At 69.1% G+C, this 25,321-nt stretch carries 29 protein-coding genes; 15 read left to right on the plus strand and 14 right to left on the minus strand.

Features of this window, described 5'->3' with window-relative positions; all coding sequences use genetic code 11:
• Positions 1 to 2 precede the first annotated feature (2 nt).
• Positions 3 to 683, plus strand: a complete 681-nt coding sequence (locus ABD156_RS15850; protein ID WP_344273028.1) for a winged helix-turn-helix transcriptional regulator — start codon at positions 3 to 5, stop codon at positions 681 to 683.
• Positions 684 to 1,088: 405 nt separating this feature from the next.
• Here the strand turns inward: ABD156_RS15850 and ABD156_RS15855 are convergent, their stop codons facing one another.
• From ABD156_RS15855 to ABD156_RS15880, 6 genes are all read right to left on the minus strand, one after another.
• Positions 1,089 to 1,820, minus strand: coding sequence for a twin-arginine translocation signal domain-containing protein (locus ABD156_RS15855; RefSeq protein WP_344273031.1), 732 nt, complete (start codon positions 1,818 to 1,820; stop codon positions 1,089 to 1,091).
• Between the two features lie 458 nt (positions 1,821 to 2,278).
• Positions 2,279 to 2,881, minus strand: coding sequence for a 3,4-dihydroxy-2-butanone-4-phosphate synthase (locus ABD156_RS15860; RefSeq protein ID WP_344273033.1), 603 nt, complete (start codon positions 2,879 to 2,881; stop codon positions 2,279 to 2,281).
• The gene (locus tag ABD156_RS15865) at positions 2,878 to 3,450 is read right to left on the minus strand and encodes an NADPH-dependent FMN reductase (RefSeq protein ID WP_344273036.1); all 573 of its coding nucleotides are present in this window, start codon (positions 3,448 to 3,450) and stop codon (positions 2,878 to 2,880) included. The genes ABD156_RS15860 and ABD156_RS15865 overlap by 4 nt, the downstream gene beginning before the upstream one ends.
• A 33-nt stretch (positions 3,451 to 3,483) precedes the next feature.
• Positions 3,484 to 4,272 (minus strand): creatininase family protein, encoded by a 789-nt coding sequence (locus tag ABD156_RS15870; protein WP_344273039.1) that lies wholly within the window; start codon positions 4,270 to 4,272, stop codon positions 3,484 to 3,486.
• Positions 4,273 to 4,295: 23 nt separating this feature from the next.
• The gene (locus ABD156_RS15875; protein WP_344273042.1) at positions 4,296 to 4,703 is read right to left on the minus strand and encodes a RidA family protein; all 408 of its coding nucleotides are present in this window, start codon (positions 4,701 to 4,703) and stop codon (positions 4,296 to 4,298) included.
• A complete protein-coding gene (locus tag ABD156_RS15880) occupies positions 4,700 to 6,067 on the minus strand; it encodes a purine-cytosine permease family protein (protein ID WP_344273045.1) in 1,368 nt (455 codons plus the stop codon). Before ABD156_RS15880 ends, ABD156_RS15875 begins: the two co-directional genes overlap by 4 nt.
• Positions 6,068 to 6,276: 209 nt before the next feature.
• On the opposite strand from ABD156_RS15880, the gene ABD156_RS15885 reads away from it, so the two are divergent.
• Positions 6,277 to 7,443 carry an LLM class flavin-dependent oxidoreductase gene (locus ABD156_RS15885; RefSeq protein WP_344273048.1) on the plus strand — a complete coding sequence of 389 codons (1,167 nt, stop codon included), beginning with the start codon at positions 6,277 to 6,279 and terminating at the stop codon, positions 7,441 to 7,443.
• A 43-nt stretch (positions 7,444 to 7,486) separates the two neighbouring features.
• Here ABD156_RS15885 and ABD156_RS15890 read toward each other — a convergent pair whose 3' ends face one another.
• Positions 7,487 to 8,071, minus strand: a complete 585-nt coding sequence (locus ABD156_RS15890) for a helix-turn-helix domain-containing protein (protein ID WP_344273050.1) — start codon at positions 8,069 to 8,071, stop codon at positions 7,487 to 7,489.
• A gap of 524 nt (positions 8,072 to 8,595) precedes the next feature.
• On the opposite strand from ABD156_RS15890, the gene ABD156_RS15895 reads away from it, so the two are divergent.
• The 5 genes from ABD156_RS15895 to ABD156_RS15915 all read left to right on the plus strand — a co-directional run bounded on the left by ABD156_RS15895 (position 8,596) and on the right by ABD156_RS15915 (position 13,735).
• Positions 8,596 to 9,315 (plus strand): GntR family transcriptional regulator, encoded by a 720-nt coding sequence (locus ABD156_RS15895; RefSeq protein ID WP_344273053.1) that lies wholly within the window; start codon positions 8,596 to 8,598, stop codon positions 9,313 to 9,315.
• Complete coding sequence (locus tag ABD156_RS15900) at positions 9,312 to 10,247, plus strand: carbohydrate kinase family protein (protein ID WP_344273057.1); 936 nt, start codon at positions 9,312 to 9,314, stop codon at positions 10,245 to 10,247. Before ABD156_RS15895 ends, ABD156_RS15900 begins: the two co-directional genes overlap by 4 nt.
• Positions 10,248 to 10,261: 14 nt before the next feature.
• Positions 10,262 to 11,284 carry an ADP-ribosylglycohydrolase family protein gene (locus ABD156_RS15905; protein ID WP_344274466.1) on the plus strand — a complete coding sequence of 341 codons (1,023 nt, stop codon included), beginning with the start codon at positions 10,262 to 10,264 and terminating at the stop codon, positions 11,282 to 11,284.
• A gap of 37 nt (positions 11,285 to 11,321) precedes the next feature.
• Complete coding sequence (locus ABD156_RS15910) at positions 11,322 to 12,713, plus strand: MFS transporter (RefSeq protein ID WP_344273060.1); 1,392 nt, start codon at positions 11,322 to 11,324, stop codon at positions 12,711 to 12,713.
• A 302-nt stretch (positions 12,714 to 13,015) separates the two neighbouring features.
• On the plus strand, positions 13,016 to 13,735 hold the full coding sequence (locus ABD156_RS15915) for an alpha/beta fold hydrolase (protein WP_344273063.1): 720 nt from the start codon (positions 13,016 to 13,018) through the stop codon (positions 13,733 to 13,735).
• 57 nt (positions 13,736 to 13,792) lie between these two features.
• Here ABD156_RS15915 and ABD156_RS15920 read toward each other — a convergent pair whose 3' ends face one another.
• Positions 13,793 to 14,002: a CsbD family protein gene (locus ABD156_RS15920; RefSeq protein ID WP_037812879.1), complete on the minus strand. Its 210-nt coding sequence runs from the start codon at positions 14,000 to 14,002 to the stop codon at positions 13,793 to 13,795.
• Between the two features lie 185 nt (positions 14,003 to 14,187).
• Between ABD156_RS15920 and ABD156_RS15925 the strand changes: the two genes are divergently transcribed.
• Complete coding sequence (locus ABD156_RS15925) at positions 14,188 to 14,649, plus strand: Asp23/Gls24 family envelope stress response protein (protein WP_344273074.1); 462 nt, start codon at positions 14,188 to 14,190, stop codon at positions 14,647 to 14,649.
• Between the two features lie 26 nt (positions 14,650 to 14,675).
• On the opposite strand, the gene ABD156_RS15930 is transcribed toward ABD156_RS15925, so the two are convergent.
• Genes ABD156_RS15930 through ABD156_RS15945 form a run of 4 tightly spaced genes read right to left on the minus strand, consistent with a single transcriptional unit; the run spans position 14,676 to position 16,864 of the window.
• Positions 14,676 to 15,170: a nitroreductase family deazaflavin-dependent oxidoreductase gene (locus tag ABD156_RS15930; protein WP_344273077.1), complete on the minus strand. Its 495-nt coding sequence runs from the start codon at positions 15,168 to 15,170 to the stop codon at positions 14,676 to 14,678.
• Between the two features lie 26 nt (positions 15,171 to 15,196).
• Entirely contained in the window at positions 15,197 to 15,703 is a 507-nt protein-coding gene (locus ABD156_RS15935) for a pyridoxamine 5'-phosphate oxidase family protein (RefSeq protein ID WP_344273080.1), read from the minus strand.
• A gap of 7 nt (positions 15,704 to 15,710) precedes the next feature.
• On the minus strand, positions 15,711 to 16,367 hold the full coding sequence (locus ABD156_RS15940; RefSeq protein ID WP_344273084.1) for a TetR/AcrR family transcriptional regulator: 657 nt from the start codon (positions 16,365 to 16,367) through the stop codon (positions 15,711 to 15,713).
• A 59-nt stretch (positions 16,368 to 16,426) separates the two neighbouring features.
• Complete coding sequence (locus ABD156_RS15945) at positions 16,427 to 16,864, minus strand: MarR family winged helix-turn-helix transcriptional regulator (protein ID WP_344273087.1); 438 nt, start codon at positions 16,862 to 16,864, stop codon at positions 16,427 to 16,429.
• 95 nt (positions 16,865 to 16,959) lie between these two features.
• Here ABD156_RS15945 and ABD156_RS15950 point away from each other — a divergent pair, with 95 nt between their 5' ends.
• On the plus strand, positions 16,960 to 18,216 hold the full coding sequence (locus ABD156_RS15950; RefSeq protein WP_344273090.1) for an alpha/beta hydrolase: 1,257 nt from the start codon (positions 16,960 to 16,962) through the stop codon (positions 18,214 to 18,216).
• Between the two features lie 52 nt (positions 18,217 to 18,268).
• Here ABD156_RS15950 and ABD156_RS15955 read toward each other — a convergent pair whose 3' ends face one another.
• Positions 18,269 to 19,204 (minus strand): NADP-dependent oxidoreductase, encoded by a 936-nt coding sequence (locus tag ABD156_RS15955; protein ID WP_344273093.1) that lies wholly within the window; start codon positions 19,202 to 19,204, stop codon positions 18,269 to 18,271.
• A gap of 128 nt (positions 19,205 to 19,332) precedes the next feature.
• On the opposite strand from ABD156_RS15955, the gene ABD156_RS15960 reads away from it, so the two are divergent.
• The 6 genes from ABD156_RS15960 to ABD156_RS15985 all read left to right on the plus strand — a co-directional run bounded on the left by ABD156_RS15960 (position 19,333) and on the right by ABD156_RS15985 (position 23,576).
• The gene (locus tag ABD156_RS15960) at positions 19,333 to 19,833 is read left to right on the plus strand and encodes a MarR family winged helix-turn-helix transcriptional regulator (RefSeq protein WP_344273095.1); all 501 of its coding nucleotides are present in this window, start codon (positions 19,333 to 19,335) and stop codon (positions 19,831 to 19,833) included.
• A gap of 31 nt (positions 19,834 to 19,864) precedes the next feature.
• Positions 19,865 to 20,509, plus strand: a complete 645-nt coding sequence (locus ABD156_RS15965) for a helix-turn-helix transcriptional regulator (RefSeq protein ID WP_344273097.1) — start codon at positions 19,865 to 19,867, stop codon at positions 20,507 to 20,509.
• A gap of 32 nt (positions 20,510 to 20,541) precedes the next feature.
• The gene (locus ABD156_RS15970) at positions 20,542 to 21,009 is read left to right on the plus strand and encodes a DUF3291 domain-containing protein (RefSeq protein WP_344273099.1); all 468 of its coding nucleotides are present in this window, start codon (positions 20,542 to 20,544) and stop codon (positions 21,007 to 21,009) included.
• A gap of 126 nt (positions 21,010 to 21,135) precedes the next feature.
• Positions 21,136 to 21,597, plus strand: a complete 462-nt coding sequence (locus ABD156_RS15975) for a DoxX family membrane protein (protein WP_344273101.1) — start codon at positions 21,136 to 21,138, stop codon at positions 21,595 to 21,597.
• Positions 21,598 to 21,632: 35 nt separating this feature from the next.
• Positions 21,633 to 22,865: a hypothetical protein gene (locus ABD156_RS15980; protein ID WP_344273104.1), complete on the plus strand. Its 1,233-nt coding sequence runs from the start codon at positions 21,633 to 21,635 to the stop codon at positions 22,863 to 22,865.
• A 120-nt stretch (positions 22,866 to 22,985) separates the two neighbouring features.
• Entirely contained in the window at positions 22,986 to 23,576 is a 591-nt protein-coding gene (locus ABD156_RS15985) for a dihydrofolate reductase family protein (protein ID WP_352267611.1), read from the plus strand.
• Here the strand turns inward: ABD156_RS15985 and ABD156_RS15990 are convergent.
• Positions 23,563 to 25,320, minus strand: a complete 1,758-nt coding sequence (locus ABD156_RS15990; RefSeq protein WP_344273110.1) for an ABC transporter ATP-binding protein — start codon at positions 25,318 to 25,320, stop codon at positions 23,563 to 23,565. The genes ABD156_RS15985 and ABD156_RS15990 overlap by 14 nt on opposite strands.
• Position 25,321: the final 1 nt, after the last annotated feature.

The following is a 25,321-nucleotide window of genomic DNA, read 5'->3' on the forward strand; positions in this document are numbered from 1 at the left end:
CGGTGACGACCACCGCAAGAGGGGAGCGGCAGTACCGCCAGTACTGCGGGCTCGCCGCCGCTCTCGACATCGTCGGGGAACGCTGGACGCTGCTCATCGTGCGCGAACTGCTCCTCGGCCCGCGCCGCTACACCGAGCTGCTCGCGGACCTGCCCGGCATCGGCACCAATCTCCTGGCGGACCGTCTCAAGAAGCTGAGCGCCGCCGGGATCGTCGAGCGCTCCGAAACCGGCGCCGGACACGCGTACCGGCTCGGCCCGCTGGGCGAACAGCTGCGGGAACCGGTGCTGGCGCTGTCGAAGTGGGGCATCGGCCTGCTGGGCGAACCGAGCGCCGACATGGTCACGCGGCCGCACTGGGCGCTGCTGGCCGTCCAGTCCATGGCAGACGCGAGCCGGCTGCCGGAGGTGGCGGAGACGTACGAATTCAGGGTGGACGAGGAAACCTTCCACCTGACCGTCGACCGCGGCTCCCTGACCACGGCGCGCGGGCCTGCTGAATCGCCAGTGCTGAGCATCCGCACCGACGCGACGACGTTCGTCCGCATCGGCGCCGGGGCACTCGGCCCGTTCGAGGCGCTGGCGACGGGGAAGCTGACGTTCACCGGCGACGCGGAAGCGGTGGTGCGCTGCTCGACGGTGCTGGGATTGATGGAGCGTCCCGGTTCGCGTTCGGGTGCGTGAAGTGGGCTGTTGTGCGGGCGGGGAGACCAGCGGTGGTGATCGGCGGGGTGCTCGGGCGGTGTCGGGTCTGGCGTAGCGGCCCGATTCGGCCGTGAGTCGGGCGGCTTGCGGGGATGGGGCTCGAATACCTGTCCCGGTGATCCGGTAGCCAGGTGCTGGGCTTGGCTAGCGGGTGGCCGAGGCGTTGGCGATCTGGATGCCGTATTCGACGATGCGCGTCTGGTGGTTCGGCGGGGCGCGCGGTCGTCGACGATCCGGCTGTCGTGGCGCGGTGCCCCACGATGCGCCCATTCCGCGCCGCGAGCGAGGCAGCTCTGCCGCCGCATCCGACGGCGCCAGACCCGCAGAAGCGGCCTGGCCCCACCCGCGCACGAGTGGGACCAGGCCGCTCCGCGAGCCCGAGCCTCAGAGCCCGCCCACCTTCACCGGGAATTTCTGGATCGTCGCGATCGTCGTGTCCGGGTCGTCCGGCAGCACCAGGTCCACCGGGTTCTGCAACTGGTAGAGGTCGCCCCGGGGCGGGAACTGGGTCAGCTTCCCGACCAGCTGCGCCGGGTCCTTCGTGGTCAGCACCAGCGGCTCGTACGCCTTCCGGGACTGGATGCCCGCCCGGCGCAGCAGGTCCTCGGGCTGGTCGATCGTCATAGTGAAGCTCAGCACCATGACCTGCTCGTAGCGCGGCGGGAACCGCTGGGTCAGCTTGAGCAGGCTCTTGGCGTCCACGTCGATGTCGTTCTGCTCGATCGTGATCGTGCCGCCGCCCTGGTCCATGCCCGCGGCGCCGGGCAGTTCGGCCGACACCCGGTGCCCGACGACGCGCAGCCGCACCGAGTTGACCGGGTCGTCCGGGTTCACGTCGACCCGGACCTTGATCCCGCCCCGGAAATCCACGCTGACCAGCGACGTCCGGATCTGCAGCGGGGTGTTGATCGCGAGGCAGCTGCACGGGATCTCCGCCCCGATCGGCGGCAGCCCGGTCTGCTGGGGGAAGGCCTGGGCCTGCTGCCCGCCCAGCAGACCGCCGGCCGCGACCCCGCCCACCCCCAGCGCGGCCGCGGCGGCGGCCCCCTTCAGGAAGTCCCGGCGGTCCTTGCCGGAACCGGGCTCCTCGGGTTTCTCGTCGTTCGGAGCAGGCATCCTCTACCTCCGCAGGTGCGTGTCGAAGACTCTGGCTCGCTTGAATTTAAGGTAGTGCCGACGCGGGCGACCAGGGGCCTAAGGAAGATCGACCCGGTCGTGTCCGCGGTCGATGACCGACGGCGACCGGGACCGGGGGGCCGGGCCAGCCGGACAGGCGACACCAGTCACCAGATCAGGGGTCGCCCGTCAGGACCGGGCAACGGATTCGAAGGCGTCGGCGAAAAGCGCTGCCGCCAGGGCAACTCCGGTCCGCGATTCGTCCACAAAGGACTATCGAGAGGGTTGGCAACGCGGGCGAAACCAGCGGGAACGTCGTCGAGACGGCGCTCCGAGGCCCGGCCGAAAGCAGCGCGACGCCGAATTCCCGGATGACGTCGGAGGCCCTGGCGTAAAGCGCTGCGATGGCGAGCGGCCCCGACAGACCCAGGGCGGTCATCCCGGCAGTCCCGGGCCAGTCAGCAAGAGGCAGTCGGCTGCAGAACCGCGGCGATACCGAGCACCGGCAAGCCATGCGCGGCGGCGAATGCAGCCGATTCGTCCGGCGCAGCCATCCGCCTCGGATCGGATGGGCTGACCAGCGCGGCAAAGGCCGCCGCCGCGGGCAATCCGGTCAGCCGGCACAGTTCGACGGCCGCCTCGGGGATCGCGAGCCGACCGCGGATCCCCCTCGGGTGGGTGGCGTAAGGCAGCACGTGCCCTGGGCGGTGGAGGTCCGCCGGCCGGGTGTCGCGGCAGCCGAGGCGACGGATCGTCTCCGCCCGGTCCGCGGCCGAGATCCCGGTGCTGACGCCGGTCGCGGCGTCGACGGCGACGCACCAGCCGGGACCTCGGCGGAAGCTCGGGCGCATGGGCGGGAGTTCGAGCGTGTCGCACCGGTCGCCGGGCAGCGCGACGCCCACCAGGCCGGAGGAATGCCGGACGACGAACGCCAGCGCGGTCGTGGACGCCTCGGCCGCGGGCAGGACGAGGGCAGCGTCGGTCTCGGAGGAGAGCACGAGCGGCCGTCCGGGCGCGAGCAAGGCGTCGAGCGGGAGGACGTCGAACGAAGCCGTAGTCACGCGACGGTCCGGATCTCCGCCGTCGCGAACCGCGCGACCTGTTCGGCGACGGTGGCGAGCTGCGCGGCGAGTTTCCGGTCGGCGACCCGGCCGTCGGCTGTGAACGGCTGGCCGGTCGAGTCGACCACGACGCCGAGCGGGGTCGGCCAGCCGCGCAGGGCGTGGACGGTCGAGCGCAGGGAAGTCAACGTCGTCACCCCCGCCTGTGGCCCGTACGCGCTGACGATGCAGCCGACAGCGCGTCCGTGCAGGTAAGGGCGGTCGTCCTCGGCGAGATCCTGGAGGTAGTCCAGCGCGTTCTTGAGGAGGCCGGACAAACCGCCGTGGTATCCGGGTGTCGAGATCAGGACGCCGTCGGCGCGGCGGATCGCGTCGAGGAACGCGGTCGCGGACGGGGATCGATGCGCGAGATCCGGTTCGTACATGGCGAATCCGAGGTCTCGTGCGGTGAACAGTTCGGTGCGGGCCCCGTGTGCCCGCACGTCTTCGAGCACCGCGCGCAGCGCTCGTTCGGAAGAGGAATCGGGGCGGACAGTGCCGCCGATGCCCACGATCAGGGGGTTGTGCATGGTGGACCGGCTTCCTGCGGCGAAGGGACTGGGCTAGCGCGTCCGGGCGGAATCGGGGAAGTCGAAGCGCGCGATTTCCGCGAGCTGGTCGCCGAGAGTGCCGACGAGCGACTTGAAGCCGCGCGCGCCCGCCTCGGCACTGGCCAGTGTGGGGTCCCCGAGGTAGCCTTCCGAACCGAAATCGTCGGCCAGCCAGCCGAAACTGACGCTGCCGCCGAACCGCGCGTGCACGTTGTCGGCCATCTGCGCGGGGATCCGCCGTTGCGCGGAACCGAGGTCGACCAGGTCGGGTCGCAGGTGCAGTACCAGGGACGTTTCCGCGGCCCCGCCGTGGATCCCGAGCCCGCTTTCGCTCGCCGCCCAGGCTGGGTCGTGCGACTCGGGGAGGAAGACGTTGACGGCGAAGGTCAGGAGACCGTAGGCAAGGCGCAGGTCGCGCAGCGCGGTCTGGATCTCGGACACGTTCCCGCCGTGCCCGTTCACGAGGACGAGCCTGCGGATGCCGGCGGCGGCGACCGAACGCCCGATGTCGTTGAGCGTCGCGGCGAAGGTCGAAGTGGACAGGGACAGGGTGCCCGCCGCCCAGGTGTGTTCGACGGACCGGCCGTAGCTGATCGTCGGCAGCAGCCACAAATCGAGGTCTTCGCCGTGGGTGGCCACGACTTCCTTCGACACTGCTTCGGCCACGAGCGCGTCGGTGGCCAGCGGGAGGTGCGGGCCGTGCTGTTCGATCGCGCCGACGGGCAGCACCGCGACCGAGGACGGCCCGCAGGCGGCCTCGACTTGGGACGCCCGCAGCTCGGCGAAAAACCGTGAAGCCATCGGGAATTCTCCTTCCAGTGTGCTCAGGAGCCGAGGTAAGCGACGGCCCGGATTTCCACTCGCATCTCGGGAGTGGCCAGCGCGGGGTAGATCAGCAGCGACGCGTACGAACGCTCGGACAGCAGCTTCGGCGCGTGCTCGGCCAGCCAGGCATCGCGCACCCGCATGTACTCCGCGCGGTCGGCGGGATCGGCGAGGAACTGGTCGAACTGCACGATGTCCTCGAACGCCGCGCCCGCGTCGGCGAGCAGCCGGTGCACCCGATTCAGCGTGACCAGGGTCTGTGCGGCGACGCCGTGGGCGGGCCGGCCGTGTTCGTCGGTCACGCCGTCGATTCCGCTGAGGAAGACGAAGCCGCCCGCCGCGGCTCCTCTTCCCCAGGGCTGGACCGTCGTGCCGTACTTCAATGGGCCAAGCGCTTGTTTCTTCACTCGTCGGCCTTTCGGTAGCGTCGGATGAGGTAGTAGGCCAAGGCGGCCGCCGCGCCCGCGACCCACGGGGTGAGGTCGCCGAACTGCGGGAAGCGGGCCGCGAACGCTCCGGTGTAGAGGCTTTGGTCCATGAACGGCACCGAGACCGCGATGGCGAGCACGAACGCCGCCAAGCCGGGACGGAACCGCCGGGTGCGGTCGAAATACCGCTGCGGGTCGGGCTCGCGGCGGCCGAAGACCAGCGTGTCCACGACGACGATCCCCAGCCAGGGGCCGATCCAATAGCCCATCAGGAACAGGAAATTCTGGAAGGTGCCGAACACGGACCCGGCGTTGTGCCCGGCGACGAACCCCACCGCGGTTCCCAGCACGCCGATGATGATCGCGGAGATCCAGCGGCGCACCCGTGCACCCACCATCAGCAGGCCGAGCGACGCGGTGTAGATGTCCAGCACGCTGCCGGAGATCGAGGCCGCCAGCAGCGCCACCAGGATCACCGCGGCCAGCCCGGACGGGATCAGCTTCGCCACGAGGTCGGTCGGACTGTCCACAGTGATCACGGTGCCGATCGCGGCCCCGACGACCGCCATCCACAGTCCGGCCAGCGAGGCGCCGGAGAACGCCGCGACCAGCACACGACGCCGTGACGTGTCGCGCGGCAGGTAGCGTGTGTAGTCGGAACCGCCGATGCACCAGCCGAACGTCCTGGTCGAAGCGAGTGCGACGGTGGTCAGCATGCCTCCGGCGACCCCGCCCGCGCCTCGGTGCAGGACGTCGCCGGACGCGGCGAGGTTGCCTTTCGCCAGGCCGTACCAGGTGAGGATCACGAACAGCACGGACGCGACGATCGCGAGGAAACGTTCGGCCTGGTGCACCAGATCGTGCCCGACGATCGCGATGACGATCTGCACCGCCGCGACCGCGACGAGCGAAACCAGGAACGGCAGCCCGAACAGTTCGCGGACGATGTAGGCCCCGAGCACGGTGTTCACCGCGAAGTAGCCGAGTCCGGTCAGGCACAGGAGCAGCACCGGCAGGAAATTGCCGTAGTAGCCGAACGGAATGCGCGACTGGATCATCTGCGGCACCCCGGCGCGCGGCCCCATCGAAGCGGCGAAGCCCAGCAGCACGCTGCCGATCAGGATGCCGATGGCCAGCGAGAGGACGGCTTCGCCGAATCCCAGGCCGAGGAACGCGGTGGGAATGGCGCCGACCGCGAGCGCCGAGTACTGCAGATTTCCCGCGAACCACAGGGAAAACGCGGAGCGCGGCGAACCGTGGCGCTGGTCGTCGGGGATCCTTTCGATGCCGTGGTGCTCGACGGATACGGCGGGTGCGCGGACTGCGTGGGCGTCTTTGACCATCTGTCCTCCAGCGGAAGAACCCCCTGCGGCGGATTCACCGTCCATGTTGATATAGGTAACACGGCTGCCACAGCCTGCGCTGAGCCTTCCCGAGATGTCAAGAGCTTGTTTGGGCTTGACACTCCGCAGGTCGAGCCGCACAGTGTTGATATTAGTTACATTTTGCGTCTGCTCACAGCCCGGCCCAGCCCGGGAGGGATGGAGGCCCTGTGCGCCACGGAGTGTTCTTCTTCGGTTCGGTCGAGATGCCGGACGTGCTGGCCGGGAACCCGGTGCCGGCCGCGCGGCGCCGCGCGACCCGCGAGCAGGTGTGGCACGCGCACGAGCGGCTGGTCGGGATGGGCGTGCTGGCCGAGGAGCTGGGATACGACAGCTATTGGCTGGCGGAGCACCATTTCCAGCACGAGGGCTACGAGGTCGTGCCGAACGCGATGATGCTCGAGGCGCATCTGGCCGCGCGGACCTCGCGGATCCAGCTGGGTTCGATGTTCAGCATCGTGCCGCAGTGGAATCCGCTGCGGCTGGCCGAGGACTTCAGCAGCCTGCTCAATCTCTCCGGCGGACGCGCGGTGCTCGGCGTCGGCCGGGGCACGGTGTCGCGCGAATTGCGCAGCCTCACCGCGCATCAGGCTGACATCGGCGTGCTGTCGTCTGCCGAGGAACGCAAGGTCATCGACGGGCACAACCGCGAGGTTTTCGCCGAGTACATGGACATCGTGCGCACGGCGTTGAGCCAGGAAACCTTCTCGTACCAAGGGAAATTCTTCGAACTTCCGCCGCCGGACAACCGCGACCCCGACCACGAGGCGGACACGCTGACGCTCGTGCCGGGTCCGTTGCATCCCGTTGAGATCTGGCAGGCGGTCACCAGCCCGCCCACCTTGGACTACGCGGCCGAGGTGGGCCACGGCTGCGTGTGGTGGAACCAGTACCACGGCTACATCCGCGACCAGTGGGAGCGCTACGCCGAGCTGTACGAACAGCGCCACGGCGTCGGGCTGGCACCGGGGGAGAAGCGCATTCTGGTGCTGCCCATGCATATCGCCGACACTCACGAAGAGGCCTGGCGCACCGGGCGGATCGGGCACGACGAGTTCTGGAACCTGCTCGCGCCGTTCGGCTGGAGCAGCGGCTACCAGGGCGACGACGGCAACCGCGCGCCGGCCGGGCTGGTGCCGACGCTGGAGCAGTCCACGCGGCAGAAGTGCTGGGCGGTCGGCACGCCGGAGGAGGTGGCCGAGATCGTGCAGCACCACAAGGACACGCTCGGCCTCGAACACCTGGTGGTGTTCCCGCATTTCCCCGGGCACACCTACGACATGGCCGCCGAGCAGATGCGGCGCTACACCGAACAGGTCGTGCCGCTGCTGCGCTGACCGGCTCCCGGACCGCGCGGCCCTCCCCGGGTCGCGCGGTCCGTCATTCCCCGGCGTTGATCAGCAGGACCCGGACCGGTTCGTCGCCCAGCCTGCGCCAGCGATGCGGCCGCGATCCCGGATAGGTCGCCACGTCGGCCTCGCCCAGCTGCTCGCGGCGCCCGTCGGCGAAATCCAGCTCGATCCGCCCGGTGACGACGTACAGCATCTCCTGCCCGACGTGCTCGAAATACTCGCCGAACTCCGCCGGGCCGCCGGTGTATTCGATGGGCTGCACCGGAAAACCCGCCCGCGACAGCGCGCGCGCCGTGGAACCGGTCGGGATTTCGGCCCCGGGCATCACCATTCCCTCGTCGGCCCGCAGCAATCCGACGCCCTGCTCCGCGGGCCCGGCGAGAAGGGCCGACACGGTGGTGTCCAGCGCGACCGCGATCCGCTGCAGCGTGCTGACGCTCGCGGCGGCCAGCCCGCGCTCGAACTGGCTGAGAAAAGCGTGCGACAGGCGGGAAACCTCGCCGACCTGCTTGAGCGTCAGCCCGCGGCCGCGCCGCAGTTCGCGCACCCGCGCCCCGAGCACCTGCGCCGGATCCGGCGCGGATCCGGAATCGGGGGAGGGAGGGGTTCGCATTGGCCCGACTATACCGGAGCGGGGGTGTTCCGAAGTGGACTGTGCGGGGGAAACGCCGTAATGCGCAAGGGAAAGGCTCGGCGAATTGAGCGGACAGCACTGTGGCCGCCGCAGTCCGCGGCAGTGCGGCGATGTAGCTCTCAGCTTGCGCACGGGTCCGTGAAAGACTCCTTGAGGGAATCTGGTTCCGTGAGGGGCCCCTTGAGGGAATGCCAGGGGCTTACGGCGACGCCGCGGGTGCAGTTTGCCCAGGTCGAAGGATCTGGGCGAGGCCAGGCGTTCGTGAGGGGAACCCCGAGGGACTCAGAGTCCCGCAGGGTTCCCCTCACGAACGTCAAGACCCGGCCACCTGGCGACAAATCGGGCAATTCGGCGGGCGCTGGCGTCCTTTGTGGACGGTCGGCGCGCGTGGTTGCGCAGCTTAAGCCCCTGGTATTGGGGTCAGATTCCCTCAGGGAGTCCTTCACGGACCTCGGGCGGAGGCGTCCCGAAGGCTAGTTGACACACTTAGTACACTAAGTTGCATGACCGGTCGACCAAGCCGTGCGCCGCTGTATCGCACGATCCAGAGCGAGATCCAGCGCGACATCCTCAGCGGCAGGCTGAAGCCGGGTGACTGGCTCCCCTCGGAGAGTCAGCTCCGGGCGCAGTACGGCGTGTCCCAGACGTCCGTGCGGCGCGCGTTCCAGGAGCTGCAGCGGCTCGGCCTCGTGGAGCGGTTCCACGGGCGGGGCAGCATCGTCGCGTCCAACGAGATCCGGGCGATGAGTCCCATGCTCGGTCTGGGCCGTGAGCTGCGGCAGCGCGGCTTCGCGATCCGGCCGGAGTTGCTCGGCAATGCCGAGGAACCCGCCGCCGAAGCGGTCGCCAAGGCGCTCGACCTCGAACCCGGCGACACGGTGAGCCACATCGAGCGGCGTTACTGGATCGGCGACGATCCGTTCGTCTTTCTCGATCACTATCTGGTGCCGCAGCCCGGAATCGACTTCGCTGAGTTCACCGGGGATTCGCTGTACGCCTTCCTTTCCGGCCGCGACGCGCAGCCCACCCACGCCCGGGAGCGGGTCAGCGCCGTCAATCTCTCCGAGGCGGAGGCCGAACGGCTGCGGGTCGAGCCGGGGGCCGCGGCGATGCTGCGCGAGCGCACGTCGTTCGGCGCGGATCAGCGTCCGCTGGAGTTCACCCGCTACATCCTGCGCGGCGATCGCTATCACCTCGACATCGACCTCAGAAGCGAGCGATGAGCGCCCGGCCGCGGCTCGTCGTCGTGGGGGACGCGAGCATCGACTACTTCGTGCGGGTCCCGCACATCGCGGGCAATGACAACAAAGCCATCGGCTCCCTGTCCGGCGTCTACGGCGGCGGGATGAGCGCCAACCTCGCCGCCGCGGCCGCGCAGCACGGGATCGCGGTCGACTTGATCACGAAGACCGGAGCGGGACCGGACACCGACGACGCGCTGGCCGAACTCCGCAGGCTCGGGGTGTCGCTCGAACACTCCCTGCGCGACCTCGCGCATCCGACCTGGATGTGTTTCGTCCAGCTCGACGCGAGCGGGGAGAAGGCGCTGACCGGAGCCGACACCGGGATCAAGATTCCGGCGATCGAGGAGATCGACGCGTCGGTCCTGGCGGGCGCGGACCTCGTCGCGCCGCTGGCCGACGACCTCGAGTGGGCCGCGGCCGTGGCCGAACTCGGCCGGGAACGCGGAGCACGGGTAGCCGTCGACCTCGAACCGGACGCGTTCGAGCCGGATCAGCCGGAGTTCGCGCGGTTGCTCGGGCTCAGCGACATCGTCTTCCTCAACGCCGCCTCGGCGACCAAACTCGCCGCCACCCCGCGTGCCGCTGCCCAGCGACTGATCGACCTCGGTGCGGAACTCGTGGTCATCAGCGAGGGTGCGCACGGAGCGTCCACTGTGGACAATAACGGCGTCGTCCATCGCGCGCGGTTGAACGGCGAGGTGACCGCCGTCGACACCACCGGCGCGGGGGACGCGCTGGCGGGAGCGTTCCTGGGCGCTCTGCTCGCCGGAGCCGAAGCGAGCGAAAGCCTTCGCCGGGCGGTGGCCCAGGCGACCCGTTGCGTCACCGCCGTCGGCGGCCGCACCTATCTGTCCGGCTCGCGGCGCGGCGACTGGCCAGACGACCTGATCACCATCACGACTGAGAGGTAACCGAGTTGAATTCTGTGCTGCGTTCCAAGATCCACGGCAGTCTCGCCGCGGCCTGCCTGGCCGACGCGCTGGGCGCGCCGACCGAGGAACTGAGCCGGGACCAGATCCGCGCCGCGTTCGGCGGCTACGTCACCGAGTTCCACGCCCCGCTCCCCGGAGCGCCCTACGCCAAGGGCCGCGCGGCCGCGCAGATCACCGACGACTCCAGCCAGATGATCCTGCTGACCCGGCTGCTCGCCCGCACCGGGGCCGCGCTGAGCCCGGACGACATGGCGCGGCTGCTGATCGAATGGTCCAAGAACGAGAACTACTTCCCGCATTTCGCCGGGCCGACCACCCGGGAGGCCATCGCCCGGCTGGAGCGCGGCGAGGACCCGCGCGAGGTCGGCCGGACCGGGACGATCATGACCCAAGGGGCCAGCAACGGCGCCGCGATGCGGGTCGGGCCGGTCGGGCTGTTCCACCACGGCGACCCGGAATCGGCTGTCCGGACCGCGTTCACCACCTGCGTGCCCAGTCACAACACGCCGCCCGGTGTCGCGGGCGCCGCGGCCATCGCCGCCGCGGTCGCGCGGGCGTGCACTCCTGGCGCGGAGATCGTCGACATCGTCCGCGCTGCCGTTGACGGCGCGCGGGCCGGTGCCGAGCTCGGCCGGACCGAGGGTCGCGACGTGCCGGGCGCGTCGGTCGAACGGCGGATCGAGCGTGCGGTCGCGCTGGCCATCACGGCCCGCGACGACGAGCACGCGATCGACCTGATCGCCGGGGAGATCGGCGTCGGCCTGCCCGCCGCGGAAGCAGTGCCGGCCGCGCTCGGGTTTTTCGTTGCCGCGGGCGGAGATCCGGTGCGCGTCGCGCGGCTGGCGGCCAACGCGGGCGGCGACAGCGACACCATCGGCTGCATGGCCGCCGCGATCGCCGGCGCCTACCGGGGGATCGAGGCGATCGACGAGGCCGCCGTCGCCGAGGTGGAACGCGCGAACGATCTCGACCTGGCCGCGCTCGCCGACGAACTCCTGGCCGCGACCCGGCACTGACCCCTCTCCCCACCCCGATCCGAAGGGACGCTCGACGATGAGCGCAGGCAACGAAGAATTCGCCACGGTGAGCTGGAAGGAACGTCTCTCCTTCGGAGGCGGCGACCTGGCCACGAACATCGCCTGGGGCGCGCTGGCCACCTACGTGGTTTTCTTCTACACCAACGTGATCGGGGCGGCGGCGTCGGCGGTCGGCACGATCGTGCTCATCGCGCGGCTGTTCGACGGCGTGGTCGACGTCGGGATGGGCGCGATCGTCGACCGGACGTCGACCCGCTGGGGCAAGGCGCGTCCCTGGGTGCTGTGGGCCGCCGCGCCGTTCGCGATCGCGCTGATCCTGGTGTTCACCGTGCCGGGCATGGAAGCGACGCCGACGCTGGTGTACATCGCGATCACCTACGCGCTGATGAACATCGCCCTCAGCGCGGCGGTGATCCCGTACGGAACGCTGAACACCCGGATGACGCGGGACTTCACCGAACGCTCCCGGCTCAACGTCACCCGGATGTTCGGCGCCACCCTCGGCTCGCTGGTCGTCACCGTCCTCACTCTGCCGTTGGTGAGCGCGCTCGGCGACGACCAGCGTGCGTGGATCATCACGTTCTGTCTCTTCGGCGCTCTCGCCGCGGTGCTGTTCTTCGTGACCTTCCGCAATACGCGGGAGCGCATCGTCGACACCGCGCCGCCGAAGGATCAGCCGGGGATCGTCGAATCGCTGAAGCTCGCGGCCCGGAACCGGTATTGGCTGCTGCTGTTCGCGATCTTCATCGTGTTCAGCGTCGCGGAATCGCTCTACACCGGGGCGACTGCCTACTTCGCCCAGTACTTCCTCGGCAATGCCGGTTTCGCCGCGCTGATGTCGTTCATGCTCTACATTCCGGCCTTGCTCGGAATGTTGTTCATGCAGCCGGTGTACCACCGTTTCGGCAAAATCGCGCCGATGATCGTCGGCGCGGCGATCTTCGTCGCGGGTTCGCTGGTCATCGCGATCGACCCGACGAACATGACCCTGGCGGTCACCGGGTCGATCCTGCGCGGCATCGGGCGCATCCCGATCTTCGGCGCGATCTGGGGCATGCTCCCCGACACCATCGAGTACGGCGAATGGAAGAACGGCCGCAGGCTGGAAGGCGTGCTGTACAGCGCGGGCAGCATGGGCCAGAAACTCGGCTACGGCCTGGGCGCGGCGGTGCTGGGCTGGGTCATGGGCGCGGCGGGGTACAACGGCTTGAACCACACCCAGCCGGATTCGGCGCTGGCCGCGATCAACGCGCTGTTCGTGTACGTGCCGATGGTGTTGTTCGTGCTGCTGATCGTCCTGTTCTGGGCCTACCGGCTGGAGCGGATCTACCCGGCGGTGGAGAAGGACCTGGCCGAACGGCGGGCCGCGGCGGGAGAACGTTCGGTTTCCTTCGGGGAGCACTCCTGAGAGCGTCGCTGGGTGGGGTTGGCCCTACCGCGTTCGGGTAGGCAGCGGTATCGCGCTCGACCGGGTTGTTCGCGATGCTGGGATTGATCGGGCGCTTCTGTCCATAAAGGACTTTTGGAGTGCCGTTCCTGGCGCGCGGAGGGGATTCGGTGACTGATTCTGGTGTGCGACGGCGAAGATTCCGTCGGCCTGTTGTCGTCCTGGCGGCTTCGATGGTCATCGCGAGCGGGTTGACTGCGTGCAATGCCGAGGCCGGTCCTCCGACGGCCGAGTTGCACCTGGTACCTGTGCACGGGCGCACCATGGCGTTTTCCGTTACACCGGGCCGGTTGCCCGCGATTGTGCTCGACGCGGGCGGCGGGATGGATTCGTCGGAATGGAGCAAGGTCGCTCCGGATCTTGCCGCGAGGACCGGATCCGAGGTCATCGCCTACGACCGGGCGGGGGAGGGCAAAAGCGACGAGTCGCCCGGCCCGTGGCGAGCGGACAACGCCGCCGCCGATCTCGCTGCCGGGCTGACGCAATTGGGCGTCACCAAGAACGTGGTCCTGGTGTCGCATTCACTGGCGGGCGAAGTCGCGTTCTCCTTTGCCCGCAGCCACCCGGACCGGGTAGCGGGGGCAGTGCTCGTGGACGCGAACCTGCCGCAGTTCTTCACCCCGAGCGAGACGGCGAAGCTGGTGGCGTTGAACGAGAAACAAGTCGAAGATCTCAAGAAAGCGCCTTCGACCCGGCAGACCCGTCAGCTTCTCGCCCAAGCCGACGGTTACGGACCGGTGCACGCGGCGTACCACCAGCTGACCTGGCCGTCCGGCATTCCCGCTGCCGTGATCGTATCCGCCGAGACGCCGTTTCCGACTCCGGAGGACGCCCAGTTGTGGCGGCAGGCCCAGCAAGACTTCGCCCACGTCGCGCCGAACCGGACTCTGGTCACCGCCGAGCACAGTTCCCACGACATCCCGCTCGACCGTCCGGACGTGGTTGTAACAGCGGTGGAGAACCTGCTGAAACAGGTGCGCTGAAAAGCGAACGCGGGGCCTCGGCGATGGTGCCGGGACCCCGCGTCCTCAGGAGAAAAGTCAGTCTTTCTTCAGCGCGTTCTTGACTTTGCCCGCCGCGTCGCCGAGAGCGTCTTTGACATTCTCGGCGGCTTCCTTGATCCCGGCCTTCGCCTGGTCGGCTTTGCCTTCGTTCTCGAGTTTCTCGTCGCCGGTCAGCGAACCCGCCGCCTCTTTGGCCTTGCCGCCGAAGTCGTCTGCCTTGGCGCCGATCTTGTCGCCCATCGACATGGATGTCCTCCTTCATCGCCGAACAACGGACGCGAGAATGCGTCAGGGGTAAGGACAACGCGGATCCGGAATCGTCACTCACCCGATGATGTGACCGTCGCCACTCGTTCGGGGAGTGAGTTTCGCGCGGTTCCGGAGTCGAACCCGGTGACCTGAAACAACGGGAAACGACCGGAGGAGAATCGATGGCTTCGACGACTGACGCGGCGGCCAAGTCCCAGGACGTGGAGAAGGTCAACGCCGGGCCGCTGACCAGTTCGCAGGGGACGACCTCGGTCGCGGACGTGGTGGTGCAGAAGATCGCCGGTTTGGCGACGCGGGAAATCCACGGGGTGCACGCACTGGGCGGTGGTGCGGCTCGGGCGTTTTCGGCGCTGCGGGAGCGGATTCCGGGTGCGACGGCGTCGGCCGGGCAGGGTGTTTCGGTCGAGGTGGGGGAGAAGCAGGCCGCGGTGGACCTGCAGATCGTGGTGGAGTACGGCGTTTCGATCGCGGATGTCGCGCGGTCGATCCGGCGGAACGTGATCAGCGCGGTCGAAGGCATGACCGGGCTCGAGGTGGTCGAGGTGAACATCAACGTGGGCGACCTGCACCTGCCGTCGGACGACGAGGAGGACGCGTCCGGCGACAGCGGCCGGGTGCAGTGAGCTGAAACTGCGGGCCAGGCTCGCGGTCAGCGAGGCGTGAGCACCACGACCGGAATCTCGCGGTCGGTCCACTCCTGGTACTTCGCGAAGTCGCCGTACAGTTCGACCAGCCGCGGCCAGAGGTCGCGCCGCTCTTCCGCCGGCGCGACCCTCGCCGTGACCGGGACGTCGCGGCGGCCCTTCAGCTGCACGCGGGTTTCCGGCTCCGCGAGCAGGTTGAAGTACCACTGCGGATGCTTCGGCAGGCCGCCCTGCGACGCGACGATGACCAGGTCGTCGCCCGAACGCAAGTACAGCAGCGGGGTGGTGAACAACCGGCCGGACTTGCGGCCGCGGTGTTCCAGCAGCAGCGTCGGCACCGGCTTGCGGAAGCCGGCTCCCACGCGCCATTTGCTGCCGATCCGGCCGCCGGTCAGGGTGAAGACCTTGGTCTGGATTCTGGCCAGGTACTTCATCATCGCCGCCGTCACCGGCGAGTCCAGGCCCTTCGGCGCCTGCTCGGGAAGGGAAAAGCGTCCCATCGTGACCTCCTGGCGGGGCGAATGCGTCAGCGGGCAGGCGGTTGCGCGGCGGTCGATCCGGCAAGCGGCATCGGGGGCAGCCCGAGCTTGCGGTGGTCCCACGAGCGGATTCGCTCGACGTCGACGCGGATCGCGACCCGTTTGCGGAGCATGAATTCCACCATCGGTTTCACCTCGTCGGTGTACTCGCCATGGTATCGCTCCCAGACGTTGACCCCGACCGCCCAGAGCGCCTCCGGGTCGTCGACGACCTCGGCCCGTCCTTCGAGCGAGACGCCGCGCAGGACGTCGTAGGTCAGGCCGTCCTCGATCAGCACCGTGACGCGCGGGTCGCGGCGGAGATTGACTGCCTTCTGCGCCTTGGCTTTCGTTTCGAACCACAGCACGCCGTCGATGACCGCGAACCACATCGCGACCGCGTGCGGATGCCCGCCGGGGCCGAGCGACACCAGCGTCGCGGTGCGCTGGGCGGAAAGGTAGGCCGACACCTCCTCGGGCGTCATCTCGATCTGCGCTCGCTGCTTGGTTCCCATCGGTTCCTCACTTCCCGCGGCCGGCCCCGGGCGGGCCGGCGAGTACGGAGGTCACGACGTCGACGAGGTCGTCGACGATCTGGCCGGTGGTCCAGTCGGCCGCGTCCGGGCCGTGCAGGCGGCGGGTGCGGCCGACGTCGCCGAGGACGTTCAACGTCACGGTCATCGCTTGGGACAGCCGGAAATCGAGCGTCCGGCGGGGGACGCCCGGGCTCAGCCGGTCGAGCAGTTCGACGAACGCGGCGTTGCGCTCGAAGAACGATTCGGCGACCGCGTCCAGTCCGTCGCCGCCGGTCGCCAGCAACCGGCCGACCAGCCGGATCCAGCATTCGCCGCCGGATTCGAGCACCGCGACCACCGGCTGCACGAACGCGCGGGCCAGTTCGCGCGCGGTGACGTCCTTCTCGGGGACCTCTCGCAGCACCGCGTTCCGCTCGCCGGCGACTTGGCCGAGGCGGCTGCGCAGGACGGCGTCGAGCAGGCCTTCCTTGGAACCGAAGTGGTAGTGGATCGCCGCGACGTTCGTCTGCGCCGCCTGCATGACGGTCCGCAGCGACACCGCGCCGACGCCCTGTTCGGCGAAAAGCCGTTCCGCGGCGGCGATCAGGCGCTGCTCGGTCGCCGTCCCGCGACTGGCGGGGATCCGCGCGGCCTCGGTGCCCATGGCGCGGACTCTATCAGTCGATTCAATCAGTTGATAGAGTTCGCTCGCGCCTTGATCGATCAGAGGCGGTCGTACAGCGTGGCCAGCCGGTCGAGCACCACACCCGCGGCGTCGATCGCGCGTTCGTCGAGGTCCTGGGTCAGCTCGCGCAGCCCTGCGGCGAGGACCTGTTCCCGTTCCTCATGCCGTCGACGGCCCGCGTCGGTCAGGGCGACGATCGCCGTGCGGCGGTCTCCGGAGGCGGCCCGTTCGCGCGTGACGTAACCGGCGCCGGCCAGGCCGTTGACCAGTTGAGTGACTGCCGCTCCGGTCGTTTCGACGTGCCCGGCCAGCTGGTTGACCGTCATCGGCCCGTGTTCGGCGAGGCTCTTGAGCGCGCGGGCGTGCGCGAGCGAGAGGGCTTCGGCGTTGCGGGTCGCGCGGCCGCGCAGCCGGGAATCGGCCGCGCTGAGCCGGTAAGCGGCTCGCGCCAGCCGGGTGATCGCCTCGTCGCCCATCGGTTCGCTCTCCTGTGGTGCCCGCCGCATTCCTTGCCGGGCGGAGTCTAGCCGTGGCACATTAGCTAAGTACTTAGTTAGTTGAGGAGGCGAGCATGACGACACGTTCGGCCGGGCAGAGCTGGGCCCTGGACATCGCGCTGGCGCAAGGCGGCTTCGACGCGTTGCACCCGGAAGGCAAGGGCACGCTCGAACAGCTCGGGCACGATCACGCCGACTTCGACAAGGTGTTCGCGATGGTGCGCGCCGGAGCGATGCTGCCGAAGGCGTGGGCGGTCGTCGCTGGTCAGGCCGAGGAGCGGGCGGCGCATCACGAGCGGCTCGGGTATCGCAGGACGGCGTCGGATCTGTACCTGCGGGCGGCAGTGATGTACGGCCGCGCGCAGTACTCGATCTTCGACTCCGGCGACGGGCGCAAGGCGAAGTTCCGCGGGCGCTGCGATTCGTGCGTGGCCCGGTTGGGAGAGCTTCGCGGAAACACGGTCCAGCGGGTCGAACTCGACTTCGAGGGCGGCAAGATTTTCGGTCTGCTGCACTTGCCCGCGCAGCCGGTTTCCGGTGCCCCGGCGGTGATTCTCGGGCCTGGCATGGACATGATCAAGGAGGACTATATCTTCGCGGCCGAGCGCTATTACACCTCGCGCGGAGTGGTGGCGCTGTCGATCGAGGGGCCGGGACAGGGGGAGACTCGGGCGCGCGGGCTCACCGTGACCTTGGACAACTACGAACGCGCTCTCGAAACCTACGCGGCGTATCTCGCCGGTCTGTCCGAAGTGGACGAAAACCGGATCGGCATGTTCGGCATCAGCATGAGCGGCTATTGGGCACTGCGCGCCGCGGCCTCGCCGGGGACCCGGTTGCGCGCGGTGGCGGCGTTCGAAGCGGTGTCCGGTGATTTCGAGACGATCTTCGAACGGGCGCAGCCGAGCTTCAAGAACAACTATCTGTACATGGCGGGCTACGCCGACGAGGCCGCATTTGACCGCGACTTCAAGGAAAAGATGCCGCTGGGCGATCTGGTGGAGGGAATCGGGTGCCCGGTGTTGCTGGGCATCGGCGAATTCGACGAGCTGACGCCGGTGGAGAACGCGCTCGAGACTTACGAGAAGATCCGTGCTCCCAAGGAAATGCGGGTCTACGAGGACGAATTCCATCCGCTGGGCGGGACGGCGGCGGAGGTGTTCGCGTTCGGCGCGGAATGGCTGATGCGCGGGCTGGACGGGGAGTTCGACACGCCGGGCCGGGACGAGCGGTTCTTCGTTCACCGTGACGGCCGCACTACCGAGGGAACGGCGGACCCGCGCTGGTGGCTGGGCGCGACACCGGCCGGTTTGGCGGCAGCGCGGAACTGAAGCTGCGCGGTTCGAGCGCCGAAGGTTTCTTCGGCGCTCGAACCGGTCGCTGTCAGGGCACGAGAACGGTCTTGCCGACCAGTCGCCCTGACGCCGCTTCATCGTGCACCGCCGGGAGATCCGCCAAGGGGCGGCGGTCGGCGACGGTGATCCGCAAGGTCCCCGCGTCGACCCGGGAGACGAGTTCGGCCAGCTGCTCCGCGTCGCTGGCGACGAACACCCGGGCCGTGCGGATCCCGCGTCCCGGATTCTCCGGCGGGGGAGTGGTGGTGCTGACCAGCGCGCCACCGTCGGCGACCAGGTTTGCCAGCGCGGCGGTCTCCTCGGGAGTGGTGGGCACGAGGTTGAGTACGACGTCGAACGGCCCGCCGTCGGCGATGGGCGCGCCGGAGGCGAAGTCGAGGTGCCCGATGATCCGGTCGGCCCCGTACTCGCGGAGGCGTTCTTCGGTGCGGGGGCTCGAGGTCGCGGTGACGGTCGCGCCTGCCTGATGCGCGAGTTGAACGGCGTAGCCGCCGACTGCTCCGCCGGCGCCGTTGATCAGGATCGTCTGGCCCGCTTCCAGGTGAGCGTCGTCGAAGAGCGCCTGCCACGCGGTCAGTCCGCCGACCGGCAGCGCGGCGGCGTCGGGCAGGTCGACCGTCTGCGGGGCGGCAGCCAGTGCTTCGGCGGGAACGAGGACGTACTCGGCCGCCGCGCCGTCGGCGTTCATCGGCAGGAAGGCCACGACCGCGTCGCCGACCTGACGGCCGTCGGTGCGGGGACCCGCCTCGGCGATCGTCCCGGCGACCTCGACGCCCGGAATGTGCGGGAACGCCAAGGGGAACACCTCCTGCAGGCCGCCCGCGCGGATGCCGAGGTCGACCGGGTTGAACGAGGTGCCGGCCACCTTCACGAGCACCTGTCCCTCGGCGGGCGCCGGGCGCTCGGCCTCTTCGAAGGCCAGGACTTCGCTTCCGCCGTAGCGGTGGTAGCGCACTGCTTTCATGACATCCTCCAGAATGTGCTTCGAAGTTGAAGCAACCTGAGGACGAGTATGCTTCGATATCGAAGCAAAGTCCCGCGGATGTGAGGGCGGCCACAATGATTCGACTTCGAAGCATCTAGACTGATCGCATGGCGGACGTGCTGGAGCCCGGGCAGCTCAACACCTACTTCTCGCTGATGGAGGCCGTGAGCCTGCTGCAGCACGCCGTCACGCAGCAGCTGCGGGCCGAGGGCGACCTCAGTTATGTGCAGTTCGAGCTGCTCGCCCGGCTCTCCCATTCCGATGGGCCGCTGACGATGACGGAGCTGGCCGACGGCGTCGTTTACAGCCGCAGCGGCCTGACCCATCAGGCGGGCTTGCTCGAAAAGGCGGGGCTGGTCACCCGCGGTCCCAGTGCGGAGGACCAGCGGGCCACCGTCGTCGCGGTCACCGAGGCGGGCCGGGAGCTGGTCGCGAAGGTGCTTCCCGGGCACGTCGAGGTCGTCCGCCGGTTGCTGGTCGCCCCACTGTCCACTTCGGACCTCGACGCGCTGGGCGGCATCATGGCCCGCGTCCGCGACCACATGCGCGCCGAACCGCCGCGGTCGGTCGCCACTCGCCGGAGCTCGGCGAGGAATGAGCACCTCTAACGCATATCCTCGTTGTTCTTAGAATGGCGGCGTGGAAGACATCGAGGCGATCGCCGTCCTGCAGGATCCCGTCCGGCGGCGGCTGTACGACTACGTGGTTTCCCAGGACCACGACGTGAGCCGGAACGAAGCGGCCGAGGGGGCCGGGATCCAGCGCACGCTCGCCGCCTTCCATCTCGACAAACTCGTGGACGCGGGCCTGCTGGAGACGGAGAGCAAGCGGCTGAGCGGACGCTCGGGCCCGGGGGCCGGCCGTCCGGCGAAGCTCTACCGCCGGTCCGATGCCGAGCGGCAGTTCTCCGTCCCGGCACGCGACTACCGCACCGCCGCCGATCTGCTGGCCGAGGTCGCGGAGGTCGCCCGGCTGGACACCGAGCTCCAGTCCGCCGCCCGGCGGGAGGGCCGCGCCGCCGCGGGGCCTGTCGAAGACCTCGCCGCCGCGAAAGACCTGCTGGCCGCCCGCGGGTACGAGCCCCGCTTGGCCGACGACGTCCTGCGTCTTGCCAACTGTCCCTTCCATGTCCTCTCGCAGCGGCATCCGGGGCTGGTGTGCGGCATGAATCTGGCGCTGCTGGAAGGGCTGCTCGAAGACGCCGAAGGCCTGACCGCTCGCATGGACCCGCGCCCCGGACTGTGTTGCGTGGTCGTCGAGCGTTCTAAAAATAATGAGAGTTGACATAGAAGGCCCGGCGATGGTGAGGTGAAGGAGTGACGGAACATCACCTCGCCCAGCTCAACGTGGGCATCCTGAAATTCCCGCTCGCGGACGCCCGCATGCACGGCTTCACCTCGATGCTCGACACGCTGAACGAGGTCGCCGACCGCGCGCCCGGCTTCGTATGGCGACTGGTGGAGGACGGCGGCAACGACGCCACCGCGATCCGAACCTCGCTCGGCGACGACGTCCTGGTGAACATGTCGGTGTGGGAAACCCGCGACGCCCTGTGGGACTACGTCTACCGCAGCGGCCACCTGGACATGCTGCGCCGCCGCTCGGAGTGGTTCGCGCTGCCGAAGTCGCCGTTCCAGGTGCTGTGGTGGGTTCCCGCCGGGCACATTCCGACGGTCGAGGAGGCCGTCGAGCGGCTGGAACTGTTGCGGGGGAAGGGGCCCTCGCCGAGCGCGTTCGGTTTCCGGGACAGTTATCTGCCCGAAGGCGCTGCCTCCGCGCCGTGACGCGGTCTTGTCGGGCGACACGTCCGGTGGGTCGCCCGGAGCGGCGCGCGGGATGGCTAGGGTGTCGGCGTGGCGAACATGTCTCGTTGGTCGGATGAGAATGGCGGCTTGGACTTCGGTCTGCTGGTGCTGCGGCTGATGCTGTCGGTCGCGATGGGGGCGCACGGGCTGATGCAGGTCTTCGGCCTGTTCGGCGGCGCGGGGATGGCGCACTTCGAGAACCTGTTGCGGGGCTACGGTTTCAGCCACAACATCGAGTTCCTGACCTGGCTGACCGGCATCACCGAGGTCGGCGGCGCCGTCCTGCTGGCATTGGGCCTGCTGACCCCGCTCGCCGCGGCCGGCCTGCTGGGCGTGGCTCTGAGCGCGGTCCGCGTGAAGTGGTCGGGCGGCCTGTTCGGCAGCGCCAGCCCGGGATTCGAACTGGAACTGACGCTCGCGGCGATGGCACTGGCCCTGCTGCTGACGGGCCCCGGCTGGTACGCCCTGGACCGCCACACGGCCTGGCGGCAGAAACCGCTGGGCTTCGCGGTGGGCGGGCTGTTCCTGTCGGTGTGCGCGGCTGTCGCGGTGGGGTCGCTTTTCTGATCGTGGCCGGCGGTCCTGTCTGGAAGGCTGGTCTCGTGTTTGCGAGTGATGACGAGGGCAATGAGCTGAACGCTGGGTTCTCCGTGGCGGCCGACGACGGGCGGTTGAGCCTGGTCATGGAGAGTGCGGGCGGCCGGGGAGCGGGGCCGCGGCCGCGCAACGACCAGTACAACGACGCCTTGGAGCTGTTGCTCAACCGCCTTCGCGACCGGCAGGCAGTCGTGGTGTCCGGCGTCGTGGCGTCAAGGCAGACCGTTCGTCTGCCCGAGGAAGAGCGAAGCATTGTCCCGGCTCCGGTCGTTTTGGCCGACGAGCGGGACATCAAGCAGGTGCGACTGCAGATCACCCGGGCGGCGGGGAAGGTCGGCCTGAAAGACGGCGCGACGAAGGAGAGCAACAACCAGAAGCGGATCGAGCTGCGGCTGGAGGTTCCGGGCTACGGGCCGGACGATGCGGCCCGGCTCGCGGCCGATCTGGCGGCGCCCGCCTCGGAAGGGGTGCTGCCGCGAGCGGAGGACCTCCTCCGGGGTCTCACCGGCGAGACGATCTCGACCCCCACCGGCAAGGAGAACCAGATTCTCAAGGTCGAGGGCGGATCGGTGCTGGTGGGCACCGATCGGTCGCCGGAAGGGCAGCCCGTGCCCCTCCGCGACATCCAGCACGGGCTGGACGTGCTCGCCGCGCGCGGCACGCTCGAGGTTTCGGTTGCCGAACTGGGTCACCGGAGCACGTTCGTCGGGGCGGTGCTGGCGAACCTGCCGGGCGTCAGCAGGGCCGATTCGCCGACGACGTTGACGCTGAACAGCTCAGGCGCCGAACCGGACGCTGCGGACGTCCACTTCGGCGAGCTGGACGTGCGGGCACAGGTCAAGGTCCGGACCGAACAGACCCGGCTCCGCAAGCTGCTCGCCAACGGACGCACTTCGGCTCCCTGCGCGTTGTGCGGCGACGAGTTCCCGTTGGAGTTCCTGGTTGCCGCGCACGTGAAGAAACGCGCGGCCTGCACTGACGACGAACGACGAAACCTCCGCGACATCGCCATGTTCGCCTGCAGTTTCGGCTGCGACGTGCTGTACGAATCGGGCTGGGTCACCGTCGACGAAACCGGCTGCATTCAGACCGTGCGGCTCGACGAGCTTCCCGCCGGGAGCCTGAAACTGCGCATGCAGCACCTGGCCGGACGCCGCTGCGGAGCCCATCGGGCGGCCTCCGAACCGTACTTCGCGTGGCATCGGACGACCACGTTCCTGCGCCGCCTGGCGACCTGACCCGCGGAGAATCTCCTCCGCACGGATAGCGCGCACCGCCCCGCACCTGCTATCTTCCCTCCAACCGCTTGCAAACCGCAATCACTCGGGAGGCTCGCCGTGGCGGACACGACTTGTCATATGTCCATCTCGCTGGACGGCTTCGTCGCCGGGCCGGGGCAGAGCCGGGACGAGCCGCTCGGGGTGCGGGGGCGGGAGTTGCACGGGTGGCACATCGGCGATCCCCGGGCGAACGACGCCGACAAGACCGCCGCCGAGTGGCTCATGCGGCCTCGCGGCGCGTATGTGATGGGGCGCAACATGTTCGGCCCCGTTCGCGGCGATTGGGACGAGGACTGGTCCGGCTGGTGGGGCGCGGAACCGCCGTATCACGCGCCGGTTTTCGTGATGACTCATCACGCTCACGAGCCGATTCCGATGGAGGGCGGGACGACGTTCTACTTCGTCACCGAAGGCTTCGACGCTGCCTACGCGGCGGCGCGCGAGGCTGCTGGGGACAAGGGAGTGGACATCGCCGGCGGGGCGTCGGCCGTTCGGCAGGCGTTGAACGCCGGGGTGATCGACGAGCTCACTCTCGATATCGCGCCTGTCCTGCTCGGCTCCGGCGAGCGCATGTTCGACGGGGTGGAGTCCTTCGGCTTCGAGCCGGTCGAGGTGCTGCATTCGCCGCTGACCACCCACATCCGCTACCGCCGCGTCAGCGAGGGCTGATCTGGTCGGGCACGTCCAGCGTCGCGGCGAGCAGGCTTCTCGTATACGCGTGCGACGGCGACGTCAGCACCTGGTCAGTCCGTCCCGCTTCGACGGCCCGGCCCTCGCTGAGCACGACGACCTCGTCCGAGATGCTGCGTACCACCGCGAGATTGTGCGTCACGAAGATCATCGACGGGCCGTCGTCCATCAGGGAGCGCAGCAGTTCCACTACGGACGCTTGCACCGAGACGTCCAATGCGGACGTCACCTCGTCGCAGATGATCAGTTTCGGTTCGCACACCAGAGCCCGGGCGATCGCGACTCGCTGGCGTTGTCCGCCGGACAGCTCCGACGGGTAGCGGTCGGCGAGTCGCGACGGGATTTCGACGCGGTCGAGCGCGGCGCGGGCTCGGCGGCGGCCTTCGCGGGCGTGTACGCCGAAGTAGTGGCGCAGGGCGACCAGCAGGCCGTCTTCGACTGTCCGATGTGGACTTAAAGAACCATAAGGGTTTTGGAAGACGTACTGCAGTTCGCGCCGAGTGCGGGAGTCTCGCCGGGAGGCGGCGGCCGGGACCGGGCTGCCGTCGAAGGTCACCTCGCCTTGATGCTCGGGGTGCAGTCCGGCGAGGCAGCGGGACATGGTGGTTTTACCGCTGCCTGATTCGCCGACCACGGCGAGGCATTGGCCGGGCCGCAGGTCGAAGGAGACGTCGAAGACGACCTGTCGTCCGCGGTAGCTGGCGTTCAGGCCGGAGACGGACAACAGGGCTGGCTGGTTCGCGGGAGGTACGACCGGTTCGGGAGCGCGCGGCACGGTCCGGAAATTCCGGGTGACTTCTTCCGCGTGAATGCACCGTGCGAGGGTGCCGGAGGGCGCGAGCGCCAACGCTGGATGCGTTGTGCTGCAAGAAGGTGTCGCGTAGTCGCAGCGCGGTGCGAAGGCACACCCGGCACGGGCGTCGTCGATGCTGGGGGCCCGGCCGCGGATGGGCACCAGCCGGTGCCGATGGGTCGCGGACGGCACGGCCGAGAGCAGGGCGCGGGTGTAGGGATGTGCGGCGCGAGTAAGCACCGAGCGGGCGGGGCCGTGTTCGACGACCTCGCCGCCGTACATGACCATCACCTGGTCGGCGACGTCGGCGACCACCGCGAGATCGTGCGAGACGTAGATCGCCGCCAGGTCGCGGGCCCGGCACAGTTCCCGCACCAGGTCGAGCACCCGGGCCTGGGTGGCGACGTCGAGCCCGGTCGTCGGTTCGTCGAGCACGATCAGCCGCGGACCGGCCGCGATCGCCATCGCGACGGCGACCCGTTGCTGCTGGCCGCCGGAAAGCTGGCGCGGGCGGCGGCGCAGGAACGCGTCGTCGCTGGGCAGGCCGACGGTGTCGAGCAACTGCCGTACCCGGGTCCGCGCGGGCTGGCCCAATCCCTCGGTCAGCTGAGTCGACACACGCAGGCTCGGGTTGAGCGCGGTCGCCGGATCCTGGGGTACATAGGCGACTTTCCGGCCTCGTGCGCGGCGCAATTCCGCTGGCGGCAGGGAAAGCAGGTCTACTCCGTCGACAACGACCTGTCCGCTGGTGATGGTCGCGCCGGAGCGGGCGAAACCCAGCAGAGCGAGTGCGAGAGTGCTTTTGCCGGACCCCGATTCGCCGACCACGCCGAGGACTTCGCCGCGGCCGAGTTCGAAGCCGATGTCCTGCACGATGGCGTGTCCGGCGGCTTTGACGGTCACGCCCGACACCGCGACTTCCTTGGCCACG

The sequence above is a fragment of the Amycolatopsis albidoflavus genome, assembly GCF_039525725.1.
Taxonomy (GTDB): Bacteria; Actinomycetota; Actinomycetes; order Mycobacteriales; family Pseudonocardiaceae; genus Amycolatopsis; species Amycolatopsis albidoflava.

Bases quoted from the DNA above. Each gene is read 5' to 3' on its own strand.
- ABD156_RS15855 (WP_344273031.1), bottom strand. From the start codon at position 1,820: ATGCCTGCTCCGAACGACGAGAAACCCGAGGAGCCCGGTTCCGGCAAG.
- ABD156_RS15865 (WP_344273036.1), bottom strand. From the start codon at position 3,450: ATGCACAACCCCCTGATCGTGGGCATCGGCGGCACTGTCCGCCCCGAT.
- ABD156_RS15870 (WP_344273039.1), bottom strand. From the start codon at position 4,272: ATGGCTTCACGGTTTTTCGCCGAGCTGCGGGCGTCCCAAGTCGAGGCC.
- ABD156_RS15880 (WP_344273045.1), bottom strand. From the start codon at position 6,067: ATGGTCAAAGACGCCCACGCAGTCCGCGCACCCGCCGTATCCGTCGAG.
- ABD156_RS15890 (WP_344273050.1), bottom strand. From the start codon at position 8,071: ATGCGAACCCCTCCCTCCCCCGATTCCGGATCCGCGCCGGATCCGGCG.
- ABD156_RS15895 (WP_344273053.1), top strand. From the start codon at position 8,596: ATGACCGGTCGACCAAGCCGTGCGCCGCTGTATCGCACGATCCAGAGC.
- ABD156_RS15900 (WP_344273057.1), top strand. From the start codon at position 9,312: ATGAGCGCCCGGCCGCGGCTCGTCGTCGTGGGGGACGCGAGCATCGAC.
- ABD156_RS15910 (WP_344273060.1), top strand. From the start codon at position 11,322: ATGAGCGCAGGCAACGAAGAATTCGCCACGGTGAGCTGGAAGGAACGT.
- ABD156_RS15915 (WP_344273063.1), top strand. From the start codon at position 13,016: ATGGCGTTTTCCGTTACACCGGGCCGGTTGCCCGCGATTGTGCTCGAC.
- ABD156_RS15920 (WP_037812879.1), bottom strand. From the start codon at position 14,002: ATGTCGATGGGCGACAAGATCGGCGCCAAGGCAGACGACTTCGGCGGC.
- ABD156_RS15925 (WP_344273074.1), top strand. From the start codon at position 14,188: ATGGCTTCGACGACTGACGCGGCGGCCAAGTCCCAGGACGTGGAGAAG.
- ABD156_RS15930 (WP_344273077.1), bottom strand. From the start codon at position 15,170: ATGGGACGCTTTTCCCTTCCCGAGCAGGCGCCGAAGGGCCTGGACTCG.
- ABD156_RS15935 (WP_344273080.1), bottom strand. From the start codon at position 15,703: ATGGGAACCAAGCAGCGAGCGCAGATCGAGATGACGCCCGAGGAGGTG.
- ABD156_RS15940 (WP_344273084.1), bottom strand. From the start codon at position 16,367: ATGGGCACCGAGGCCGCGCGGATCCCCGCCAGTCGCGGGACGGCGACC.
- ABD156_RS15945 (WP_344273087.1), bottom strand. From the start codon at position 16,864: ATGGGCGACGAGGCGATCACCCGGCTGGCGCGAGCCGCTTACCGGCTC.
- ABD156_RS15950 (WP_344273090.1), top strand. From the start codon at position 16,960: ATGACGACACGTTCGGCCGGGCAGAGCTGGGCCCTGGACATCGCGCTG.
- ABD156_RS15955 (WP_344273093.1), bottom strand. From the start codon at position 19,204: ATGAAAGCAGTGCGCTACCACCGCTACGGCGGAAGCGAAGTCCTGGCC.
- ABD156_RS15960 (WP_344273095.1), top strand. From the start codon at position 19,333: ATGGCGGACGTGCTGGAGCCCGGGCAGCTCAACACCTACTTCTCGCTG.
- ABD156_RS15985 (WP_352267611.1), top strand. From the start codon at position 22,986: ATGTCCATCTCGCTGGACGGCTTCGTCGCCGGGCCGGGGCAGAGCCGG.